This is a genomic window from Actinomycetota bacterium (assembly GCA_035759705.1).
GTDB lineage: Bacteria > Actinomycetota > CADDZG01 > JAHWKV01 > JAHWKV01 > JAJCYE01.
The window spans coordinates 1-5,020 of sequence record DASTUJ010000003.1 but is presented as its reverse complement, the minus strand read 5'-3'; the positions used below and the strand labels follow the sequence as shown (position 1 = coordinate 5,020).

Genomic DNA, 5,020 nt, shown 5'->3' with positions numbered 1-5,020 from the left:
ACCGGACCGTGAAGTGCCGGTAGCCACACGACTCCAGGACTGCGAGGTGTTCGGCGAAATCCCCCTGAAGCGCCAGGACCCCTATGCGGGGGTCCGCTACCATCCGCGCGGCGCCAGAAGTTTGTCGGCCGGGACGTCCCGGAGGTCCAGGCCCCTCATCGGCTCGCCCAGGCCGCGGGAGACCTTGGCCAGCACGTCGGGATCGTTGAAGTAGGTGGTCGCTTCAACGACGGCGCGGGCCATGCGGGCCGGCTCCTCGCTCTTGAAGATGCCGGAGCCGACGAACACGCCCTCGGCCCCCAGCTGCAGGACCAGCGAGGCGTCGGCTGGGGTGGACACTCCCCCGGCGCAGAACAGCACAACCGGAAGGCGCCCGGTCTCGGCGACCTCCTTCACCAGCTCGAACGGCGCTCCCATATTCTTCGCCTGAGTCATCAGCTGCTCGGAGGGCAGCATGCTGAGCCGGCGGATCTCATCGGTGATCGAGCGCAGGTGCCGCACGGCCTCGACCACGTTGCCGGTGCCGGCCTCACCCTTGGAGCGGATCATCGCTGCGCCCTCGCCTATCCGGCGCAGGGCTTCACCCAGGTTGGTGGCGCCGCAGACGAACGGGACGGTGAAGTTCCACTTGTCGATGTGGAAGCTCTCATCGGCCGGGGTCAGGACCTCGGATTCGTCGATGAAGTCGACCCCCAGCGACTGGAGGATCTGCGCCTCGGCAAAGTGGCCGATGCGGGCCTTGGCCATGACGGGGATGGTCACCGCAGCCATGATCTCGGAAACCTTGTTCGGGTCGCACATCCGGGCGACGCCGCCGTCCCGGCGGATGTCGGCGGGAACCCTTTCCAGCGCCATCACGGCGCAGGCGCCGGCCTCCTCGGCAATTCTCGCCTCATCGGCGGTGGTGACGTCCATGATGACGCCGCCCTTCAACATCTCCGCCAGGCCCCGTTTCACACGGGCTGTTCCACGCTCAATCACTCGGCTCACCTCGTCCTTTGAGAAAAACCAATTCTACCTGTGATGCGCACCCCCGCCCTTTGCCCGGCACGCGTCGCAGGGGGGTAAACCTCCGCGAAGATTGGGGGCTAGCAGGGTAGCCCCCCCACCGGCAGCGTGGAAGAGTAGCTACGACGGGCCGGTTGCCCGCGCAGATCCACAGCCAGGGAAGCGCTGAACCTCGGGTCCTCAAGTTCGAATCTGAGGTGTTGACACGTAGCATTTTCGACCTAAGGGGGGCGTCCCGACGGGACGCCGGGGAGCCTCTTTCGTCTAGCATGCTAGTCAACGGAACCGTCGGTAGCCCCCCTAACAAGGGGGGCTCACCGAACGGAACAGGCCGGCGGACCTTGTGCCCGCTGCGTGAAATGAGGCGGCGATCCTAGCGACCCAACCCACTCCGACCACCACCCCTCTGAAGGTTCTTATTGCCGAAGACCAGTTCCTGTTGCGGGAGGGGACCCGGCGCCTGCTGGAGGAGGAGGGGATGAACGTCGTCGGCGTCGCAGTCGACTACGACTCGGTCATCGAGCAGGCCCGGAGCACCCACCCCGATGTCGTGTTGATGGACATCCGCATGCCGCCCACCCACACCATGGAGGGGATCAAGGCCGCCCACGAGATCAAGGCCGAGTTCCCGGAGATCGGCGTGGTGGTTCTCAGCCAGCACGACGACGAGAGCTACGTCTGGGCGCTGCTCAAGGAAGGAGTGGCCGGCTACGGCTACCTGCACAAGGTCCGGGTCGGCGACGTCGCCCAGCTGGTGCGTGCTCTCCACGAGGTCGCGGCCGGCGGGTCGGTTCTCGACCCCAGGATCGTCGAGCGGCTGCTGGCCCTGCGCTCCCGCAAGCCGGGGTCGGCTCTCGGACAGCTCAGCCAGGCGGAGATGGAGGTGCTGCGGCTGATGGCCCAGGGCAAGAACAACGCGCGCCTGTCCCAGGAGATCAACGTGTCGCTGGGAACAATCGAGAAGCGCATCGCCTCGGTCTTCTCCAAACTCGGCCTCTCGGAGGAGCCGGAGCTCAACCGTCGGGTGGCTGCGGTCCTGATCTACCTCAGGGAGTCTGCGACGGTCAACTGATCGCCGGCGTCTCCAGCGGGATTTGGGCGAGCAGCTTCACCCCCTTACCCGGTGCGGTGACCAGGCTCCAGGTTCCTCCGACCGCGTTCACCCGGTCGGCCATGTTCTGCAGGCCCGCACCGATCCTGCCCTGAGCCGGGTCGAAGCCGGGGCCGTCGTCCGAGACCTCCAGGACCACCTCGCCCGGGCCCTCCCGCAGGGCGATGGTCAGTTGCGATTCCGGCGCGTGCTTCTGGGCGTTGGCCATCGCCTCCATGGTCACGAAGTACAGGGTGCCCTCGATCTCGGGGCTGAATCGCAACTCCTCCAGTTTCGGGGCCACGTCGAGCCGCACCTGCATCGGCAGCCGGCTGGCCGACGTACGAAGAGCTGCCGCGACGCCCTGGTCCCCGAGGACCGTGGAGAAGATGCCCCGGCCCAGGTCCTGGAGGGCGAACGCCGCCTCCTCCGCCTCGGCCGCCAGGTGCTCGAGCACCAGCGGGTTGGGGGGCTCCTCCGAGGCCGCCAGCTGCTTGATCTTCACCGCCAGGACCACCAGCTGCTGCTGCATCCCGTCGTGCAGGTCCCGGGCCATCCGCTGGCGCTCGTCCTGCTGGGCGACCAGCAGGCGTTTCGACGCCTCCTGAAGGCGCCGGGTCTTGCCCTGAAGCTCGGTGGTCATCTGCTGGAGCGCACTTGCCAGCCGGCCGATCTCGTTGTCCCGGGGTGCCCGGAACCTCGCCCCGAGGTCTCCCTTAGCGATGCGGGTGGCAGTTTTGGACAACCCGACCAGCGGGCGCACCAGGGTCCAGAACAACAGCCACCCCATCAGCAGGGCCGCGCCGGTCAGGACCAGGGTCGAAAGGAAGCGGACGAGGGTGAGCCTCTCGGTCAGGTCCTCTACCGGGTCCGGAACCGCAACCCCGATGGCGCCCTCTCCAAGCGGCTCGCCCGGGCGCCCGACCGAGCTGTATGCAACCAGCATCGGCTTGCCGGCCAGTTCGATCTTCTTGGGCGTCGTCGGAAGCTCTCCGGCCCGGGAGGAACCGGGGAGCTGCGACCCCTCCAGATCGATGGTGCTCCCGACCACCCGGTTGCCGGCGACCAGGATCACCTGGCCTCGGTCGCCCAGGGTCTTGCGCAACCTGTGAGCAGCGCCGTCGGCGAAGTCCAGGCCCCCCACGAGCACGCCCTTGTCCGGGCCGATCTTCGTCGCCAGCACCCTCTCGTAGGTGTCCCTGCCGGTCGCCACCAGCCGGGATCGCAGACCCGGCACCGCTCTGGTAACCACCTCGGTTCCCTCGAACATCCTGCCCTCCCCGGCGACGAACTTCCCGTCGGGGTCGAAGACCCCGAGCATGTCGATGTCGAGGGTGCTTGCGGTCTGGCTGAGCTGGCTCACCAGCGCCGTGTACTGGCTCCTGTCGGTGGCGCCGCTGACGTTCAGCTGTTCCGCCAGGTACCGCAGGGTGAGCGCCAGGGTCTCCTCCCGGGTCTCGTAGGCGGCGACCACCACACTCAGCCGGCTCTGCGTAAGGAGGTTCGCCTCCTCGCTCAGGGCCTTCTTCGTCAACTGCTCCTCGAACAAACCGGTGCCGGCCGCCGAGATCAGCACAACCGAAACCAGGGCGGCAAGGAACTCGCCGAGGATCGAAACCCGCCGGCGGCGCCCGGTGCCGGCGGTAGCGCCCTCCTCCGACTCCTTCCGCACGTGGCGGCGCACAGCTACGGCCACGGTCTAGGTCACCGGAGCGGTCAGGGAGCTTTCGGCCTTCGCCTGGGCGACCTTCAGGGTCTGTGCCGGGTCCGCTCCGTTTCTCATCACGTCGTTGAATGCTGCATCCCAGGCCCCGGCCGCCTCGGGAAAGGCCTCGATCAGAAGCGGGTGTGCGGTCTCCAGTTGCTTCAGCACGACATCGAGGATGGGGTCGTCGAAGAACGGGTCGGAGTAGACCCGGGGTCGAACCGGGAGCCGCCGCTCCTCCTTGGCCAGCCTGAGGGCGTGCTCGTCCGAGATGATCGTCTGAGCGAGCTCGAAGGCCAGCTCCCGGTTCGGCGCTCCCTTCGGGACGAACAGGCTGCTCCCGCCGGTCACGGTCCCCTGGGTTCTCCCGGTGGTCCCTTGAGGCATCAGGGCGGCGCCGTAGGAGGTGCCGAGCGCCTCCTTGTCCAGCTTGGCGAGGTCCCAGGACCCTGAGGCGTGGATCGCCGCGCTGCCCGACCGGAACAGCGCCAGCGAGTCCGCCGACGAGTTCGCCCCCGCCGGGGCGATCGCCTTGCCCTGCTTGACCATGCGGGACAGGAACGAGAGCGTGTCCACGACCTCGGGAGAGTCGAGGGAAAACCTGGGCTTACCGTCCTCGACCGTCACCAGCTCACCGCCGTTCGCTCGAACCCAGCCGTAGGCGGCCCAGTAGCTGTTCGCCAGGGCGATCACCCGCGGGGAGCCGCCGCCGGCGGCGGCGAAGGCGTCGCCGTAGCGCTCCAGATCGCCGAAGGTTGTGCCCTCCCCGGGCGGGGTCAGACCGGCGGCCGTAAAGCTCTCCGGCCGGTAGAACAACACGAGGGCGTTGATGTCTAGGGGCACGCCGTACAGGTGCTCTCCCCACTCCACGTCGGCGATAGCTCCGGGGAAGAACTCGTCCCTATTCATGCCCGAGCTGCTCCAAAGGTCCTCAACCGGCTCCGCCAGGCCCTGGGCCCCGGCGGCGTAGGCGTGCCACTGGACCAGGTCTACGGGATCGCCGTCGGCTACCTGTCCCCGGACCGCCTCGGCCATGTTCCGGATCGGAAGCTTCTGCACGTCGACCCTGACCCCGTCGTGGCTGCTCTCGAAGTCCCGCACGGCAGCAAGGAAGGCGGGGCGGGACCCCCAGTCGTCGGTCATCAGCACCCGAAGCCGGGTCGCCGGTGATTCTGGCTCCGGCGTGGCCGAGCAGGCGCCGAGGGCCACGCACAGCA

The 5,020-nt window shown here is 68.0% G+C and carries 4 protein-coding genes; 1 reads left to right on the top strand and 3 read right to left on the bottom strand.

Annotated elements, in window-relative coordinates; genetic code table 11:
* Nucleotides 1-96: 96 nt before the first annotated feature.
* Nucleotides 97-981 carry a pyridoxal 5'-phosphate synthase lyase subunit PdxS gene (gene pdxS, locus VFV09_00080; protein HEU4866099.1) on the bottom strand — a complete coding sequence of 295 codons (885 nt, stop codon included), beginning with the start codon at nucleotides 979-981 and terminating at the stop codon, nucleotides 97-99.
* 397 nt (nucleotides 982-1,378) lie between these two features.
* Here pdxS and VFV09_00075 point away from each other — a divergent pair, with 397 nt between their 5' ends.
* Nucleotides 1,379-2,080 (top strand): response regulator transcription factor, encoded by a 702-nt coding sequence (locus VFV09_00075; GenBank protein ID HEU4866098.1) that lies wholly within the window; start codon nucleotides 1,379-1,381, stop codon nucleotides 2,078-2,080.
* On the opposite strand, the gene VFV09_00070 is transcribed toward VFV09_00075, so the two are convergent.
* Together VFV09_00070 and VFV09_00065 are read right to left on the bottom strand one after the other, a co-directional pair.
* A complete protein-coding gene (locus VFV09_00070) occupies nucleotides 2,073-3,794 on the bottom strand; it encodes a HAMP domain-containing protein (protein ID HEU4866097.1) in 1,722 nt (573 codons plus the stop codon). The genes VFV09_00075 and VFV09_00070 overlap by 8 nt on opposite strands.
* A gap of 3 nt (nucleotides 3,795-3,797) precedes the next feature.
* Nucleotides 3,798-5,020: extracellular solute-binding protein (locus VFV09_00065; protein HEU4866096.1), on the bottom strand; the 1,223-nt coding region annotated here is incomplete at its 5' end.